This is a genomic window from Tsuneonella sp. HG094 (genome assembly GCF_053819285.1).
The window spans coordinates 94278-111266 of the sequence record NZ_JBSORA010000002.1; the positions used below are offsets into that span (position 1 = coordinate 94278).

The following is a 16989-nucleotide window of genomic DNA, read 5'->3' on the forward strand; positions in this document are numbered from 1 at the left end:
ATGGCCCAACCCACACCCGCAGCCTTGCGTGCGCGAGAGTTCGGCAGATCGATGGCCGCGTCAATTGCATGAAGCCGTCCCACGCATGGGCGCGTCCTTTGCCAGCGTTCAAGCGCGCCGCGGCATCCGTGCCATTCGGGGCCATCCGCGACGCTATTCATGAGCGACACTGTCCGCGAAGTGGCCGCCATTGCGCGTGAGGATGCCGCGGACGAACTCTATGCTCTTCCCGCACGTGACCGGATCGACCGAGACGAACACCTTGCCGGTGGCGATCTCCATGACGAAGTAGTCGACCTCGTGATCGTCGACGTCGAGATCGGTGAGCATGCGCGCTATGCCGCCGCCAGTCGCGCCCAGCGCCCCGCCGACCGCGCCGATCGTGCCGAGCGCCTGTGCCGCGATCGCTCCCCCGGCCGCGACCAGGCCGAGCCCGGGAATGGTCAACAGGGTCATGCCGAAGATCGCCCCCGCCAGACCCGCCCCGACCGTGGCCGTGGCCACGCTCAGTCTGGAGTGGCCGGCGGGATAGCTGTGATTTTCGCGGATGAACTGCCCCGCGCGCCACAGCAGCGAAATCGATTTGGCCTCGACGCCGCCCGCACGCAGTTCCTCGAAACTCTTCTCGGCATCCTTGGGCCTGTCGAACACGGCCGACAGCTCGGTCCGCTGGCGTCGAATCATCTCGGCGCGAGCGGCGGAGAAGGCTTTGGCGAACCCGTCCCGATCCTGCATGGTCTCGAACGACACACGTAGTCCCGAGGTTTCGTGAAGTTTGGCCACGCTGGGAGACTTCTGGTCGTGAAACAGCGTTCGGATAAGCTGCTGTACGCTTGTCGGTCGCAGATCCTGGTCGGTACCGCGATTGATCCACGTCAGGCGCTTGGGCAGGGGATGGCCCTTGCCCAGATAGTTCAGGGCAGGCAGCTCGACCGCCTTGATGACATAGCTGCAACTCGCGTTCGAATGGAGGTGCATTCTGGATCAGGCACCCTTCGACGGCGTCGGCTGCCGGTCCGTCCGCGTAACCATCCTAGCGACCGGCATCTTCTGGAGCCTTTTCCACGACGGCACTCTTCCGCCGAAGCCCGCCGCTCACCCGGAGCGTAGCCCCGCTGCTGACCTTGAACGACGGAGCGTTTGTTTTCGCCAGCGGATCGACATCGCCGGGAAGCGGAATGGCGAAGTTACCCTGCGTCCGTCCGTGGCTTCTGGATCGTTGCGTCGTCGACCCGTGTGGCGTGCGCGCCGGAGTGGTGGCCGCGACAGCCCCCGCGGCATTGCCCATTCCGCGCGCAATCGCCGATCCGAGGCTGCGCTGGGCGCGACCTTGAGCGTTGCCGGTACCGCCGAGGATGATCGCGGTCTCCGCCGCATCCTGGGCGTGCACGCACACGGGCAAACCGAGGACACCAGCCACCGCTGCAGACAGCAAGAGTATCGAGCGCATCATCACTCCTGGCCGCTTAGCCTTGGATGCCCGGCGCGCTTTTGCGCTACCCGACGTGTCGATGGACCCGTTGTTTGCTGGCGGCATCGCAAATGCCGACAGGACACCGTCTTCAATCACAATTCGACTGAGAGAACAATTGTTACCTTTCGCTGGCGGGACTTGTCCTCTTGCGGGACGTTTACCCTCCGACGCCGCGCTGGCCTGCAAACGTTTGCCGTGGGTGATCCCGCCGCTCGATCAGCACAACTTATATGGTGGAAAATCGGTGACTGGATATCGGCTGCGATTCGCGATAGAGCGTCCTCGACGAGCAGCAAAGCTGTCGCGGGTCAGATCTGAGCCTTCAGCAACAGGGTGCTGCGATATGCGATTGCGTTTCTTGACCAACGATGCCGGTGCGGCGGCTGCCGAATATGCCTTGATCCTGGCTATCGCCGGGGTGGGAATAGGTGGAGCCTCGTATGCGTTGGGCAGCAACGTGTCCGTCGCCCTTGGCCACGCAGCAAATCTAGTCGGCGCAAGTGCCGGGTTCGGCGCAAGCGGCTCGGACAGCTCTTCATCGGGCACAGGCGGCGGGTCCGGTTCGAACGGGAGCACCGCGGGCAACGGAACGAGCGGCGGTGGATCGGGTACCGGTACCGGCGGAACCACCGGCACGGGATCGACAGGCGGCGATACGACCGGCGGAACCACGGGTGGCAATACGACGAGCGGAACCACGGGTGGCACGACCGGTGGGACCACTGGTGGCACGACCGGCGGGACCACTGGTGGCACGACCGGCGGGACCACTGGTGGCACGACCGGCGACACAACGGGTGGAACTTCCGGCGGCACGACAGGCGGAACCACTGGTGGCACGACCGGCGGCGGTACTTCGACGGGCAACGGCAACGGCAACGGCAACGGTTCGGGGACGCTCACCCCGAAATGCAACAACGGCAAACCGAAGGGGTGTACCCCCTAAGTCGTGTAGCGAATGGCGGTGTGGGTGAACCTGCCGGGTTAACAGGGTCTCGGTATGAATCATCAAGCCGATTTCATCGATTTCTTCGATCGCCTGCAAGTGCGGCCAGGGTGCACGTCGCGCGAGCTTGAGCAGGCATATCACCATTTCGCCAAGCTTTATCATCCCGACAATTCCGAGACCTCCGACCTCGACAAGTTCGCGGACGTCGTCGAAGCCTACAAGGCATTGCGCGACCCGGAAATGCGCAAGGAATTCGAAGACAGATACCGAGCCGAATATGGCGGTGTACCGTCCCCCGGTGCTGCCGACGACAAGTCGCACGGGGAAGCGCTTGAGGACGCCGAAGCTCATGCGCGGATACTTCGCCACCTCTATCGGCAAAGGCGGGAGGCCCCTGGAAACCCCGGCATCGGTAGCTGGCAATTGGAGGAGCTGATCGGCTGTTCGCCCACGCAGTTCGAGTTCCACACCTGGTATTTGAAGGCCAAGAACCTCGTCGAGGTAACCGAGATGGGTACGCTGGCAATAACCATCGAGGGGATCGACCACGTCATCGCAACTTCGCGTTCGGAAGCTGCAAAGCTGATGATTACCCACGAAGCGCCCTTGACCGGTAGGGACGGCGACACGGTCTGAGTGAGCCTGATCTAGAAAGCCGTAGCCCCCACCGCCGAAGGAATGCGCTTGTAAACGCTTGCGGTGAGGTGGCTGTGGTAGCGAATTAATCGGTTCAAGATTGCCTATAGGGGCAATTTTCGAAGGCGAGAGGCGAGGCCGTCAATGAATGCAGCACTCGAAGACGAGGCGAACGCTCTACAGCAGTTCGTGGGTCGCACGCAGACGAGGGTAGAAGTTCTGGAACTCCAGCCGCTTCGGCGGTTCGCCCTTGCCAGCGGTGCCCCCGTCGCCAGTCCCGAAGCGCAGCCACCGTTGGCGCATTGGGCCTTTTTCCTTCCCGATCCGGCTGATTCAGAGCTTTCCAGCGACGGTCACGCCCGGGTGGGCTCGTTCCTGCCCGACACCGGCCTCCCGCAACGGATGTTTGCCGCCAGCGCGATGACGTTTCATCGCCCGCTGGCGCTTGGTCACCAGGCTACGCTTACTTCTACCATCGCCGAGATCACTCCCAAGGAGGGTCGCAGCGGCGCATTGGTGTTCGTCGAGATCGAGCGGGTCATCGAGCAGGGTGGCTCACCATGCATGAGCGAGCGCCAGAGCTTGGTCTACCGACCCGCAGGCTCTCCGGTGGCAATGCCGGAGCCTTTGCCGGTCGAGCCGGAAGGCGAGCGGTGGCTTCCCACCGAAACCCACCTGTTCCGCTTTTCCGCCGCGACCTTCAATTCGCATCGTATCCACTATGATCACCCATATGCGACCGAAGTCGAAGGCTATCCGTCTCTCGTGGTCCATGGCCCCTTCACGGCTGCACGCCTCGCGGGGCTGGCGATGCGCAACGGACCGCTGAAGCGCTTCTCCTTCCGCGCGATGGCACCGCTTTTTCTCGGCCAGCCGATCTTCCTGCGGTCAGTCGGCAAAGACGCGGTCGAAGCCGTGCGCTGCGACGGCGCCGTGGCGATGCGTGCCGAATTTAGCCGGGTTTGATCGGTGCGCGGATGAGGTGGTGAATGGCGCAGTCCGGCGCTAACGGGTCTTTGCATGCAACGGCGCGATTTACAGGGAATTTGGCCGACTTTTCGCTCTCCCAGAGCGCCCCTGCCCATTTTTGTGACGCGTCTACAGTGGCTTAACGCCAAAAAACGCGAATTGTGGCCAAATTAAAACAGCGAATGGCCTTCGCTCGCTGCTTCATCTGCTGCGAACGCCCGCAGTATGGAATGACAAATTGACTCGTTCGAGGGAGCGCCTCGACCTCGCAACCTCGGGTGCTATTGAAGCGGAAACATGGAGGCGAGCTCAGACATGGATTTCCCGCAAATCGAGCTGCGGCGCGTCGAGGCGCTGCGCCCTTACAAGGGAAATGCCCGGACCCACTCCAGGAAGCAGATCAAGCAGATCGCCGTCAGCATCGAACAGTTCGGCTTCACCAATCCCGTGCTCATCAGCGATGATGATGAGATCATAGCGGGCCACGGCCGCGTTCTCGCTGCCCGCGAGCTGGGCATGAGAGAGGTGCCCACCCTGCGGTTGTCGCATCTCAGCCCCGAGCAGCGCCGCGCCTATGTGCTTGCCGATAACAAACTCGCGCTCAACGCCGGGTGGGATCAAGAGATCCTTGCGATCGAGCTGCAGGGGCTGATCGACTTCGGATTCGACGTCGAGCTGACCGGCTTCTCGCTTGCCGAGGTCGACTTCGTGCTGGATGCAGCCGCTGATGGTAATCCGGATCTGCAGCCGGGGCCCGAGGACGAGGTACCAGAGCCGCCCAGCTCTGCGACCAGCCAGCGGGGCGACGTGTGGATCCTGGGCAGGCACAAGCTGATCTGCGGCGATGCACGCGAAGCGGGTGATTACGATACCCTGCTTGGATCTGAGCGCGTCGATTTGATCTTCACCGACCCGCCCTACAATGTGCCCATAGCAGGACACGTGAGCGGGCTTGGAAAGGTCAAGCACCGCGAGTTCGCGATGGCGACCGGAGAGATGTCCTCTTCGGCCTTCACGCAGTTCCTGCGCGAGACGCTCGAGCCCGGTGCGAGGCGTTGCCGGGACGGGGCGATCGCGTTCGTGTGCATGGACTGGCGTCACATGCGCGAGCTGCTCGATGCAGGCGAGGCGGTGTTCGACGAGCTGAAGAATCTGTGCGTCTGGAACAAGACCAACGCCGGGATGGGCAGCTTCTATCGCTCCAAGCACGAGCTGGTGTTCGTCTACAAGGTCGGCACCGATCCGCATGTGAACAGCTTCGGGTTGGGTGACACAGGACGCTACCGGACCAACGTGTGGGACTATGCCGGTGTGAACACGATGGGTGCGCGGCGGATGGAAGAGCTCCAAATGCATCCCACGGTCAAGCCGGTCGCCCTGGTCGCCGATGCGATCCGCGACTGCTCTCGCCGCGGCGAAATCGTACTCGACATGTTCGGTGGCTCGGGCACGACGCTGATTGCGGCGGAGAAGGCTGGCCGCTTAGCTAGGCTGATCGAATACGACCCGATCTACTGTGACACGATAGTCACGCGATACGAGCGATTTACCGGGAAGAAGGCCGTGCTCGCGGAGTCGGGTTTGGCGTTCGAGGATGTTGTAGTAGAACGAGGTGGGACGGGGCAAACGGAGAAGCCCCGTGAGTGACGATGATGCGCCAAAAAGGGGCTATAAGCACCCCCCGAAAGAGCACCAGTTCCCCCCGTACACATCGGGCAACTCCCGCGGTCGGCCCTTAGGCAGTAAGAACAAGAAGAAGCGAGCCTCCGGCCTGACGGCGGCTGAACAGATCCTGCAGGACGAAATGAGCCGGCAGATCGCATCGAGCAGTGGCCCGATGGCTGCTTTCACGGCCGTCATACGTGCGCAGCTCAAGACCGCAGGCAAGGGCAGCCCTTTCGCGCAGCGCGATCTCATCGACCGGGCGATGCAAGTTGAGCAGAAGATTCAGGATGAGCAGCTCGCGATTCTGGTGAAGTTTGAGAGTTACAAGCGCCAGTGCGACGAGATGCGGCTGTATCATCCCGAGGAGTTTGCAAAGCTCGAGCCGTTGCTCATTCCTCACCCCGACGACGTTGAGGCTGACTGGAGCAAGCGCACCGTGAAGATCCACGGTCCCGCAAACGCCAAGGAGGCCAAGGTCTGGAAGGAACTCCTGGACACGCTGGCAAAGATGCGAGCTCTGGTGTTTGAATACCGGCGCAGGGTTGCAGCTGATCCGATGGATGTCGATCTTAACCTGACGCTCCTTCGGTGCACGCACCGGTTCATGCGACACAACGAAAGATTGCCGGAGCGGTATCAACTAAGGCGTCTTCCAGTCTGGAGGAAGGGCAAGACCTTGCCGATGCCTGAGCTTCCCGACCGACCCAAGCGAAATCTCCGCCGGGCCGCGCGATAAGATCAATTGCGGTTGAACCCGAACTCTCGCGACAGCAGCTTGGCCTTCCATACCTGCTCGTCGGCCAGGATATCGTCGCTCGTGGCCGTCGACCCGGCGACCTGAAGAATGGTGACCGCGAACGGCCCGGTGTCGCAGTCCAGCAGCCCCTGATTGCCGCCGTGGCCGGTCAGGCAGTATTCCTGCCACCGGCCCCAGAATCCCTCCGCGCCAGTTGCCGAGCCGGTGTATTGTCGGCCGGTCTGCGGGCAGCTCAGCAAATAGACACCTTTGGCGCGGCGGAGCGCATTGATCCATGTCGGGCTGAGCCTATCCAACCCGCCGATGGTGTGCTGGAAAGCAAGATAGCCCGGGAACGGCTGCTCGAAGCGGCATTCGAGAATCGCTACGATCGGCTTGTCCTGGCTGTCCGCACGCTGGATCCAGGCGCGCTTACCCGACGAGCCCCCGCCCCAATCGACAAGCAACCTGCCGCTATAAGAATCGAACGCGTTGACCAGATGCAGATCGTACCGATCGCAGGTGCTGCCGGGGATAGTTTGACCAGTGAGCGGATCGTTGATCGCGTCGACGATCGGCTCTGCCGGACCGACCTGGTATATCCCCTCGAGCACCGTCCTGCCATCCGGTGTTCCCAGGAACGATACCCAGTTCTGTCCTGCAAGGTGCGGGCGTCGCTGCCTCGACTGAACCGATTGCCATGCAAGGAGCGAAGGCCGGTCGCGGTGGTACTGGTCGATCAGCACAACGCCGTTCGGCAACACCGGCTGGTGCCGCAGAAGGCGGACAGAGGATGGGTCGATATCGGCTTCGCGCAACAGCATGTTGAAGCGCAGCATGCAGGATCAGCCCGAGTCAATGATCGAATACATACTATAGTAGATAAAGAGACGCGCCTTGAAACGCCAATGGTTTGTGCATGGACATGCGCAAGCTCGTGGGACGCAATGTGCGCAGGCTCAGGCTTGCCGCGAACATGACCCAGGAGCAGTACGCCGAGCTGTCCGGGTTCTCGCAGCAATACATTTCCGACCTCGAGCGGGGACGAAGGAATCCTACTGTCCTCTCGTTGTTCGAGCTCGCTCAGCCTTTGGCTGTTTCACCAGATCGGCTCATTCGCGAGGATTGAGGAGAAGGCGCCCTCAATACGAGTTTTTAGGATGGTCTGTTGCCGCTTTTTAACCGCTCCTGATCTCGGACGTCGGTCACGGCGGAACCGTGATATGTGCAGCTCGTGTGTCCAATACTTGATTGGATCATGAGTCCCGCCCGCCTGCAACATGCGCATTCTCAATAATCATAGCAATCCCCTGACCTCCGCCGATACACATCGTTACCAAGCCGTATCTTCCCCCACATCGCTTCAATTCATAGGCGCACTTTATGGTGAGGATACAGCCCGTAGCGCCAACTGGATGGCCTAGGGAAACGCCGGAACCGTTGGGGTTCACCTTCTCAGGATCAAAACCGAGTACTTTAGCGACCGCCGCTGCCTGCGCCGCAAAGGCTTCGTTGCTTTCGATAACATCCATCTGGTCGAGCCTTAGCCCAGCCCGGTCGAGGGCAATCGGAACTGCCTTAATCGGGCCCTCGCCCATATATTGCGGTGCCACCCCCGCGTGACCCCATGCCAGGATCTTGGCGAGCGGTTCCAAGCTGCGCCTTTTAACTTCGCTACCGACGGCGAGTACTACCGCTGCAGCACCATCGTTGATGCCGCTGGCGTTCGCTGCGGTGACCAAGCCATCTTTCCTGAATGCGGGCTTCATTTTCGCGACAACCTCGCTGCTGATATCGCCGCGAACATGTTCATCGGTGTCGAAAATGACCACCCCATTGCGCGTCCTCACTTCAATTGGGAGAATCTGCTCTTTAAACCGCCCTTCCTTTATCGCTCGAGCGGCTCGTTGATGGCTGGTGACCGCGAGTGCATCCATTTCTTCGCGGCTGATACAGTTTCGTTCAGCCACGTTCTCGGCTGTGATTCCCATGTGATAATCGCCGATCGCATCCAGCAGGCCGTAGGTCAGCGCGTCTTCTTGAGAATTGTCGCCCATTTTGCGGCCCCAGCGCGTACCATGGTCATGGTAGGGCACGTTCGACATGCTCTCGACACCGCCGGCGAGGGTAATCGAGGCTTCGTCAAGCTTCATCATCTGGGCTGCCGAAACGATGGCTTGTAGGCCCGAGCCGCAAAGCCGGTTCAGCGTTAGCGCAGGTACGTGCTCGGGAACGCCGGCCTTTAGGGCAATCACGCGGCTAAGCATATTGTCCCGCGCGCTCGACTGCATGACTTGTCCGATGACGACATGCTGCACATCCCCTGGGTTCACTCGGGCGCGCTTCATTGCTTCCTCAGCGACAAGCACGCCAAGTTGGGACGGCATGAGACTTTTGAGAGAACCGCCAAAGTCTCCCACTGGAGTACGTGCGCCACTTACAACGTAAACGTCTTCCATTACCTATTACCTTTGTTGACCGCGGATACTTCGAAAACTGATTGTAAAGTCGTCTCTGGGCGACCGTTTATCTGTGCGGCAGTGCCTAAAATGAAGATGAGCAGCGTTCTGATGATTTTCGAAAAGGTCGAGCCCTCCTTTTTCCGTGGCTACTTCAGCGTCCGAATGATCCCGCTGAAGTCGACCTCGGCGTTGCCCGCGCCGACGTAGTCCTCGTAGAGCGCGCGGGCGCGCTGGGCGAGCGGCACCGGCGCGTTGACGTCTTCGGCCGCTTCCATCGCCAGGCGCAGGTCCTTGAGCATCAGGCCGGCCGCGAAGCCGCCCTTGTAGTCGTTGTCCGCCGGGGTGGTCGGGCCGACGCCCGGGACCGGGCAATAGCTCGTCATCGACCAGCACTGGCCGCTCGACACGCTCGAGATGTCGTAGAAGGTCTGCGGGTCGAGCCCGAGCTTCTCGGCCATCGCGAATGCCTCGCAGGTGCCGATCATGTGGATGCCGAGCAACATGTTGTTGCAGATCTTCGCCGCCTGCCCGTTGCCCGCCGCGCCGGCATGGATCACCGCCTTGCCCATCGGGTCCAGCACGTCCTTCGCCCGCGCGAACGCCGCGTCGCTGCCGCCGACCATGAAGGTCAGCGTGCCGCCGTTGGCCGCCGCGATCCCGCCCGAGACCGGCGCGTCGACCATGGCATAGCCCGCCGCCTCGGCGCTCGCGCTGACCGCGCGCGCGGTGGCGACGTCGATCGTCGAGCAATCGAGCAGCACCGCGCCCGCCGGCGCGTGGCCGATCACGCTGTCCTCGTAGACCGACTTCACGATCGCGCCGTTGGGCAGCATCGTGACCACCGCCTCGACCCCCTGGACCGCTTCGCGCGCGTCAGTGAAGGGGGCGCAGCCGTGGTCTTTCGCCGCGGCCAGCGCCGCTTCCGACAGGTCGAACGCGTTGACCGCGTGCCCCGCCTTGACGAGGTTGGCGGCCATCCCGCAGCCCATGTTGCCGAGGCCGATGAAGGCGATCTTCATATGCATCTTCTCCTGTCCGCCCATTTCATTGGCGCAGCATGTCCCGGCCGACGATCATCCGCATCACCTGGTTGGTCCCTTCGAGGATCGAGTGGACGCGCAGGTCGCGCCAGAACCGCTCGATCGGATAGTCCTTCAGATAGCCGTAGCCGCCGAACAGCTGCAGCGCGTCGTTGACGATCTTGCTGCCGCTGTCGGTCGCCAGCCGCTTGGCCATCGCGGAAAAGCGCGTTTTGTCGGGCGCGTTCTCGGTCACCTTGGCCGCCGCGAGGTACAGCAGCGCGCGCGCCGCCTCGAGGTCGGTGGCCATGTCGGCGAGCATGAACTGGGTGTTCTGGAAGTCGGCTACGGGCACGCCGAACTGCTGGCGTTCCTTGGTGTAGTTGACCGCCTCGTCGAGGCAGCGCTGTGCGCCGCCCAGGCTGCACGCGCCGATGTTGAGCCGTCCGCCGTCGAGCCCGGCCATCGCGAAGCGAAAGCCCTCGCCTTCGCCGCCGACGCGGTTGGCGACCGGCACCCGGCAATCCTCGAACACGAGCTGCGCGGTGGGACTGGCGTTCCAGCCGAGCTTTTTCTCGGGCGCGCCGTGGCTGAGACCGGGGGTGCCCTTCTCGACGACGAGGCAGGATATCCCCTTCGACTTGTCTTCGGACGTGCGGACCATCACGACGTAGATGTCGTTGAACCCGCTGCCCGAGATGAACTGCTTGGTGCCGTTGAGGACGTAGTGATCGCCGTCCAGCTTCGCGGTGGTCTTGAGCGCGGCGGCGTCCGAGCCCGAGCCCGGCTCGGTCAGCGCGTAGCTCGCGATATGTTCCATGCTGACGAGCTTGGGCAGGAACTTCGCCTTGACCGCGTCCCCGCCGAAACGGTCGATCATCCAGCTCGCCATGTTGTGGATCGAGACATACGCGCTGGTCGCCGGGCAGCCGTAGGCCATCGCTTCCATGATCAGCGCCGCCTCGAGCCGGCCGAGCGCGATCCCGCCCGATTCCTCCGAAACGTAGATCGACCCGAAGCCGAGCTCGCCCGCCGCCTGCACCACGTCGCGCGGGAAGTGGTGATCCTCGTCCCACTGCGCGGCGAACGGCGTGATCCGGTCGGCGGTGAACTTGCGCGCCATGTCCTGGATGGCGAGCTGGTCGTCGGTCAGCTGGAATTGCCCTGTCATGCGCGCTGGACAAAAGGGGCGCCCGGCAGATTCAACTTGCCGGGCACCAAGGTGATGATCGCCACCGGAGAGGAGTTGGCAATCATGTAGGACTCACGCAAACGTTGGGATGTTGAACGCGTTCGACCCATCGCCGCCGCCGTCGGGCCAGCGCTGGGTGACGGTCTTGACCTTGGTCCAGAACTTGAGCCCCTCGGTGCCGTACTGGTTGGTGTCACCGAACGCGCTGCGCTTCCACCCGCCGAAGCTGTGATAGGCGACCGGCACCGGGATCGGCACATTGATCCCGACCATGCCGACATTGACCCGGCTGGCGAACTCGCGCGCGGCGTGGCCGTTGCGGGTGAAGATCGCGCCCCCGTTACCGTACTGATGCTCGCTCGGCAGGCGGACTGCCTCCTCGAAATCCCTTGCGCGGACAATCTGGAGCACCGGACCGAAGATCTCCTCCTTGTAGCTCTCCATGTCCGGGGTGACGCGGTCGAGCAGCGTAGGCCCGACGAAGAAGCCCTTCTCGTGGCCCTGTAAGCTGAACCCGCGGCCGTCGATCACGACTTCGGCGCCTTCCTTCTCGGCGGTGTCGATCCATCCCTCGACCCGCGCCTTGTGCTCCGGGGTGACGACCGGCCCGTAGTGCGCGTCCTTGTCGGTCGAGACGCCGATCCGCAGCGCATTGATCGCGGGGATGAGCTTTTCGCGCAGCCGGTCGGCGGTGTCCTCGCCCACCGGCACGACGACGGGCAGCGCCATGCAGCGCTCTCCTGCCGAACCGAACGCGGCGCCGGCGAGGTCGTTGACGACCATGTCGAGGTCGGCATCGGGCATCACGATGCCGTGGTTCTTGGCCCCGCCCATCGCCTGCACGCGCTTGCCCGCCGCGACGCCGCGCTTGTAGACGTAGTGCGCGATGTCGCTCGAGCCGACGAAGCTCACCGCGGCGATGTCGGGATGGTCGAGCATCGCGTCGACCATTTCCTTGTCGCCGTGGACCACCTGCAGCAGGCCTTCGGGCGCGCCGGCCTCGAGGAACAGCTCGGCGAGCCGCACGGGCACGCTGGGATCGCGCTCGCTGGGCTTGAGGATAAAGGCGTTGCCCGCCGCGATCGCCATGCCGAACATCCACATCGGGATCATCGCGGGGAAGTTGAACGGGGTGATGCCCGCGCCGATGCCGAGCGGCTGGCGTGCCGAATAGACGTCGATCCCGGGCCCCGCGCCCAGCGTGTATTCGCCCTTGAGCACCTGCGGAATGCCGCAGGCGTACTCGATCACCTCGAGCCCGCGCTGGATATCGCCCTGCGCGTCGTCGATCACCTTGCCGTGCTCGGAGGCGAGCAGACGGGCAAGCTCGTCGCGGTGGGTCTCGACCAGCGTTTTGAACGCGAACATGATCCGCGCGCGGCGCTGGGGGTTGGTGACCGCCCATTCGGGCTGGACCTTCTTGGCCGCTGCGACCGCGCGGTCGAGCAGCGCCGCATCGCCCAGCGCAACCTCCGCCTGCACTTCGCCGGTCGAAGGATTCCAGATTTGGTGGCCGCGGCTCGCGGAGCCGCTAGCCCCACCGACGATGAAGTGGTTAATCTGGCGCATCCACATACTCTCCAATTTGCTTCACCCCCTTTGCCCGCGCACAAAATTGCAGACAACAGACATAATCGCCGATACGGCCTGCAAATATGCAAGCGATGGACTGGAGCGATCTGCAGGTTTTTCTAGCAGTTGCGCAGACAGGCCAGTTGGGCCGGGCCGGCGCCGTTTTGCGCATCGATGCCTCAACCGTCAGCCGTAGACTGCGCCGGCTGGAGACCAGCGTTGGCGCCAATCTGTTCGAGCAGACCCGCGAGGGCCAGGTCCTTACCGAGGCGGGCGAAGCCCTTCTCGTGCGGGTCGAGCGGATGTCGAGTGAAGCCGCCGGAATCGAACGAGGTAGCGATCGAGGGAGCGTTCCGTTGTCCGGCACGTTGCGGATCAGCGTGGCCGAAGGCTTTGGCAGCTGGGTTCTGGCCCGGCGCCTGCCTCAATTCGCTCAAACGCACCCGGGCTTGACCATCGACCTTGTGGCCAACAGCGGCTTTCTCAGCATGTCGAAGCGCGAGGCCGACATTGCGGTGATGCTGTCACGTCCCAAGGCGGGTCCTATCATAGCGGGCAAGCTGTCCGATTACGCACTCGGCCTTTATGCTTCGCTTGGTTACCTCGCTTCACGAGGCGCTCCCAAGCAGGGCGCAGGCTTGCTTACCGGACACAGCCTGATCGGTTATATTCCCGACTTGGTTTATGCGCCGGAACTCCGCTATCTTGGCGAGATCCACCCCGACCTCACCCCGCGACTGCGCTCTTCGAGCATTAACGCTCAGCACCAGCTGATCGCGGCGGGTGCCGGTATCGGGGTACTTCCATGCTTTATCGGAAACGCTGACCCTGCCCTGGCCCCTGTCTTACCCGACAAGCTGATTTACCGTTCGTTTTGGATGGTAACCCACAAAGACACCCACCAGCTTGCGAGGGTCCAGGCCGGCAAGGAATGGATCGCTGCGATGATCGAGCACTGCCGTGACTTGCTCCTACCGAAGCAGGCGCGCTGAGCGTCGTAATTCAGAGCTTGCCGGTCAGTTCTGGCACGACCTTGAACAGGTCGCCGACGAGGCCGATGTCCGCGACCTGGAAGATCGGGGCGTCCTCGTCCTTATTGATGGCGATGATGGTCTTGGAATCCTTCATCCCCGCAAGGTGCTGGATCGCGCCCGAGATACCGATCGCGATGTAGACTTCGGGCGCGACGATCTTGCCGGTCTGGCCGACCTGGTAATCGTTGGGGACGTAGCCCGCATCGACCGCCGCGCGGCTGGCGCCGACGCCCGCGCCGAGCTTGTCGGCGAGCGGCAGGATGACTTCATGGAAAGTGTCGGCATCCTTGAGCGCGCGACCGCCGGACACGATGACCTTGGCGCTGGTCAGTTCGGGGCGCTCGCTCTTGGCGAGCTCGCTGCCCACGAAGCTGCTGGTACCCGCGTCGCCCGGACCCGATACCGCCTCGACGGTGCCCGCGCCGCCTTCGCTCGCCGCCTTGTCGAACGCGGTACCGCGCACGGTGATGACGAGCTTGGGATCGCTCGATTCGACGGTCGCGATCGCGTTGCCGGCATAGATCGGGCGGGTGAAGGTCTTGTCGCCCTCGATCCCGATGATCTCGGAAATCTGCATGACGTCGAGCAGCGCGGCCACGCGCGGAGCGATGTTTTTGCCGGTGGTGGTGGCCGGCGCAAGGAACGCGTCGTGGTGGTCCATCAGGTCGGCCACGAGCGGCGCGACGTTCTCGGCCAGCTGGTGTTCGTAGGCGGTATCGTCGGCGAGGTGGACCTTGCCTACACCCGCGATCTTCGCGGCGGCATCGGCTACCCCGGCGCAGCCCTTGCCCGCGACGAGCAGGTGCACTTCGCCCAGCTTCGACGCGGCGGTGACCACGGCCAGCGTGGCATCCTTCACCGAGGCGTTGTCGTGTTCGACGAGAACGAGAGTCTTCATGTGTCTAAACCTTCCTCGGGAATTGCTCAGGCGATGCCGAGCGCCTTCATCTTGGCGACCAGTTCGTCGACGTCGGCGACCTTGACGCCCGCCTGGCGGACCGGCGGCTCGGCGACCTTAAGGGTCTTGAGCCGCGGCGCGATGTCGACCCCGAAGTCGGCGGGGGACTTCACGTCGAGCGGCTTGGATTTCGCCTTCATGATATTGGGCAGCGAGGCATAGCGCGGCTCGTTGAGGCGAAGGTCGGTGGTGACGATGGCGGGCATCGCCAGCTTGACCGTCTCGAGCCCGCCGTCGATCTCGCGCTTGACCACCACGTGGTCGCCCTCGACCGCGACGGTATTGGCAAAGGTGCCCTGCGGCCGGCCCATCAGCGCGGCAAGCATCTGGCCGGTCTGGTTCGAATCGTCGTCGATCGCCTGCTTGCCAAGGATCACCAGGCCCGGTTGCTCGGCGTCGGCGATGCCCTTCAGGATCTTGGCGACCGCCAGCGGCTCGACTTCGGCACCGTCATCGACCTGGACATGGATCGCCCGGTCGGAGCCCATCGCAAGACCCGTGCGCAGCGTCTCGGTCGCCTTGGCGGGGCCGATCGACACGACCACCACTTCGGTCGCCGCGCCCTTTTCCTTCAGCCGCAGCGCTTCCTCGACCGCGATCTCGTCGAACGGATTCATGCTCATCTTGACGTTGGCGAGATCGACGCCCGAGCCGTCGGCCTTGACCCGCGGCTTCACGTTGTAATCGATCACCCGCTTGACCGGGACGAGGATCTTCATCTGCTTCCCTCCAGCCGGATCCCCCGGAGGAGATCGATCGCCACGAAGAATGGTAGACGACCGTAGTACGGTAAGTAAGCTAGTTTACATTTGTCAAGAGGTCACATAGGCTAAGACCGCCGAAAGGACGGAGGGATGCGTTGCTTGATCGAGATTTCAGCAGGATTTTTGGAGAGGAGCACGCAGCCTTCCGGCAAGCCCTACGCCGCTTCATCGAGCGGGAGTTCACTCCGCGGATAGACGAATTCGAAAGCGCGGGTAGGGTCGCTCGAGACTTCTGGCTCGCGTGTGGAGAGGCCGGGTTCCTTTGCCCCACCCTGCCGCAAGCCTATGGCGGCCTCGGCCTGGATTTCAGGTTCAATGCCATCCTCAACGAGGAATTCACCTACGCGATGATGGCGGACTCCATCACGCTCCAGAGCGACATCAGCATGCCGTACATCCTCCATTACGGCAGCGATGAGCAGAAGGAGATGATCCTCCCCAAGATGCTCAGCGGAGAGAGCATCGCCGCCATCGCGATGACCGAGCCCGGCGCCGGATCTGATCTGCAGGGCGTGCGAACGACCGCGCGTCGCGATGGAGACGAATATGTCGTTGATGGCTCGAAAACCTTCATTACGAACGGCCAAAATGCTGACCTGATCATCACGGTCTGCAAGACGGATGCATCACGTGGCGCTAAAGGGACATCGCTCATCCTGGTCGAGTCCGATCGGAAAGGTTTCGCCCGCGGGCGCAATCTCGACAAGATCGGCCAATGGATGGCGGACACATCGGAAATATTCTTCAGCTCAGTGCGGGTTCCCACTGCAAACCTGCTCGGCGAAGAAAACCGGGGCTTCATCTACTTGGTAAGCGACCTCCCCCAAGAACGCCTGTCGATCTCGATTACGGCGCAGGCTGCTGCGCAGCGCGCTTTCGATGAGGCGGTCGCCTTTACCAAGGAGCGAGTGGCGTTCGGACAGCGCGTGATCGACTTCCAAAACACCCGCTTCACGCTCGCAGACATCAAGGCCAAGCTTCAGATAGGTTGGGCGCATCTCGACTGGGCTATCGAGCGCCATGTCGCGGGCGACCTCACCGCGGATGAGGCAGCGGCAAGCAAATACTGGCATACCGAGATGCAATGGCTAGCCTGCGACGCGGCGCTGCAGCTGCATGGGGGATCAGGCTACATGAACGAATATCCGATCGCCCGGGTATGGCGCGACGCCCGAGTCCGCCGGATCTATGGGGGGACCAGCGAAATCATGCGCGAGCTCGTCGGGCGATCCCTGTAATTGTCCCCCGTCAGCACCAATGGCACAGATTTGAGGTTGTGATTTAAGGAGGGTTGGGGCTTCGTCGCAGTGACGAAGGAACGAAGATGAAGGCCCAACCCTCCTTGAAAAAATCGCCAGTGAAGGCCCCTGCTGAGCGGGTGGTGAAGGACATCCGGCGGCAGACGCGTCGGCATTTCTCGGCTGAAGACAAGATCAGGATCGTGCTCGACGGCCTGCGCGGCGGTGACAGCATTGCCGAGCTGTGCCGCAAGGAAGGCATCGCCCAGAGCCTGTATTACGTGTGGTCGAAGGAGTTCATGGAAGCCGGCAAGCGCCGCC

18 protein-coding genes are annotated in these 16989 nt (G+C 62.7%); 9 read left to right on the forward strand and 9 right to left on the reverse strand.

Annotation, left to right across the window (positions count from 1 at the left end):
• Positions 1–153 precede the first annotated feature (153 nt).
• Together ACWPMX_RS14940 and ACWPMX_RS14945 are read right to left on the reverse strand one after the other, a co-directional pair.
• The gene (locus ACWPMX_RS14940; RefSeq protein ID WP_455700894.1) at positions 154–978 is read right to left on the reverse strand and encodes a hypothetical protein; all 825 of its coding nucleotides are present in this window, start codon (positions 976–978) and stop codon (positions 154–156) included.
• A 55-nt stretch (positions 979–1033) separates the two neighbouring features.
• Entirely contained in the window at positions 1034–1450 is a 417-nt protein-coding gene (locus ACWPMX_RS14945; protein WP_455700895.1) for a hypothetical protein, read from the reverse strand.
• Positions 1451–1817: 367 nt separating this feature from the next.
• On the opposite strand from ACWPMX_RS14945, the gene ACWPMX_RS14950 reads away from it, so the two are divergent.
• The 5 genes from ACWPMX_RS14950 (at position 1818) to ACWPMX_RS14970 (ending at position 6429) form a co-directional block, all read left to right on the forward strand.
• Positions 1818–2420, forward strand: coding sequence for a hypothetical protein (locus tag ACWPMX_RS14950; protein ID WP_455700896.1), 603 nt, complete (start codon positions 1818–1820; stop codon positions 2418–2420).
• 54 nt (positions 2421–2474) lie between these two features.
• Positions 2475–3059, forward strand: coding sequence for a J domain-containing protein (locus ACWPMX_RS14955; protein ID WP_455700897.1), 585 nt, complete (start codon positions 2475–2477; stop codon positions 3057–3059).
• A 144-nt stretch (positions 3060–3203) separates the two neighbouring features.
• Complete coding sequence (locus ACWPMX_RS14960) at positions 3204–4025, forward strand: FAS1-like dehydratase domain-containing protein (protein ID WP_455700898.1); 822 nt, start codon at positions 3204–3206, stop codon at positions 4023–4025.
• Positions 4026–4343: 318 nt separating this feature from the next.
• Positions 4344–5675, forward strand: a complete 1332-nt coding sequence (locus tag ACWPMX_RS14965; protein WP_455700899.1) for a site-specific DNA-methyltransferase — start codon at positions 4344–4346, stop codon at positions 5673–5675.
• Positions 5668–6429 carry a DUF5681 domain-containing protein gene (locus tag ACWPMX_RS14970; protein WP_455700900.1) on the forward strand — a complete coding sequence of 254 codons (762 nt, stop codon included), beginning with the start codon at positions 5668–5670 and terminating at the stop codon, positions 6427–6429. Before ACWPMX_RS14965 ends, ACWPMX_RS14970 begins: the two co-directional genes overlap by 8 nt.
• Before the next feature lie 2 nt (positions 6430–6431).
• On the opposite strand, the gene ACWPMX_RS14975 is transcribed toward ACWPMX_RS14970, so the two are convergent.
• Positions 6432–7268, reverse strand: a complete 837-nt coding sequence (locus ACWPMX_RS14975; RefSeq protein WP_455700901.1) for a GIY-YIG nuclease family protein — start codon at positions 7266–7268, stop codon at positions 6432–6434.
• An 80-nt stretch (positions 7269–7348) separates the two neighbouring features.
• Here ACWPMX_RS14975 and ACWPMX_RS14980 point away from each other — a divergent pair, with 80 nt between their 5' ends.
• The gene (locus ACWPMX_RS14980) at positions 7349–7558 is read left to right on the forward strand and encodes a helix-turn-helix transcriptional regulator (RefSeq protein WP_455700902.1); all 210 of its coding nucleotides are present in this window, start codon (positions 7349–7351) and stop codon (positions 7556–7558) included.
• Positions 7559–7685: 127 nt separating this feature from the next.
• On the opposite strand, the gene bktB is transcribed toward ACWPMX_RS14980, so the two are convergent.
• The 4 genes from bktB to ACWPMX_RS15000 form a co-directional block, all read right to left on the reverse strand.
• A complete protein-coding gene (bktB, locus tag ACWPMX_RS14985; protein ID WP_455700903.1) occupies positions 7686–8888 on the reverse strand; it encodes a beta-ketothiolase BktB in 1203 nt (400 codons plus the stop codon).
• 149 nt (positions 8889–9037) lie between these two features.
• Positions 9038–9910, reverse strand: a complete 873-nt coding sequence (gene mmsB / locus ACWPMX_RS14990; protein ID WP_455700904.1) for a 3-hydroxyisobutyrate dehydrogenase — start codon at positions 9908–9910, stop codon at positions 9038–9040.
• 25 nt (positions 9911–9935) lie between these two features.
• Positions 9936–11081: an acyl-CoA dehydrogenase family protein gene (locus tag ACWPMX_RS14995; RefSeq protein ID WP_455700905.1), complete on the reverse strand. Its 1146-nt coding sequence runs from the start codon at positions 11079–11081 to the stop codon at positions 9936–9938.
• Positions 11082–11174: 93 nt separating this feature from the next.
• A complete protein-coding gene (locus ACWPMX_RS15000; protein ID WP_455700906.1) occupies positions 11175–12671 on the reverse strand; it encodes a CoA-acylating methylmalonate-semialdehyde dehydrogenase in 1497 nt (498 codons plus the stop codon).
• 95 nt (positions 12672–12766) lie between these two features.
• On the opposite strand from ACWPMX_RS15000, the gene ACWPMX_RS15005 reads away from it, so the two are divergent.
• Complete coding sequence (locus ACWPMX_RS15005) at positions 12767–13666, forward strand: LysR family transcriptional regulator (protein ID WP_455700907.1); 900 nt, start codon at positions 12767–12769, stop codon at positions 13664–13666.
• Positions 13667–13676: 10 nt separating this feature from the next.
• Here the strand turns inward: ACWPMX_RS15005 and ACWPMX_RS15010 are convergent, their stop codons facing one another.
• Together ACWPMX_RS15010 and ACWPMX_RS15015 are read right to left on the reverse strand one after the other, a co-directional pair.
• A complete protein-coding gene (locus ACWPMX_RS15010) occupies positions 13677–14606 on the reverse strand; it encodes an electron transfer flavoprotein subunit alpha/FixB family protein (protein WP_455700908.1) in 930 nt (309 codons plus the stop codon).
• A gap of 26 nt (positions 14607–14632) precedes the next feature.
• Entirely contained in the window at positions 14633–15385 is a 753-nt protein-coding gene (locus ACWPMX_RS15015) for an electron transfer flavoprotein subunit beta/FixA family protein (protein WP_455700909.1), read from the reverse strand.
• A gap of 140 nt (positions 15386–15525) precedes the next feature.
• On the opposite strand from ACWPMX_RS15015, the gene ACWPMX_RS15020 reads away from it, so the two are divergent.
• The gene (locus tag ACWPMX_RS15020) at positions 15526–16668 is read left to right on the forward strand and encodes an acyl-CoA dehydrogenase family protein (RefSeq protein WP_455700910.1); all 1143 of its coding nucleotides are present in this window, start codon (positions 15526–15528) and stop codon (positions 16666–16668) included.
• Between the two features lie 86 nt (positions 16669–16754).
• Positions 16755–16989: transposase (locus tag ACWPMX_RS15025; protein ID WP_455700911.1), on the forward strand; the 235-nt coding region annotated here is incomplete at its 3' end.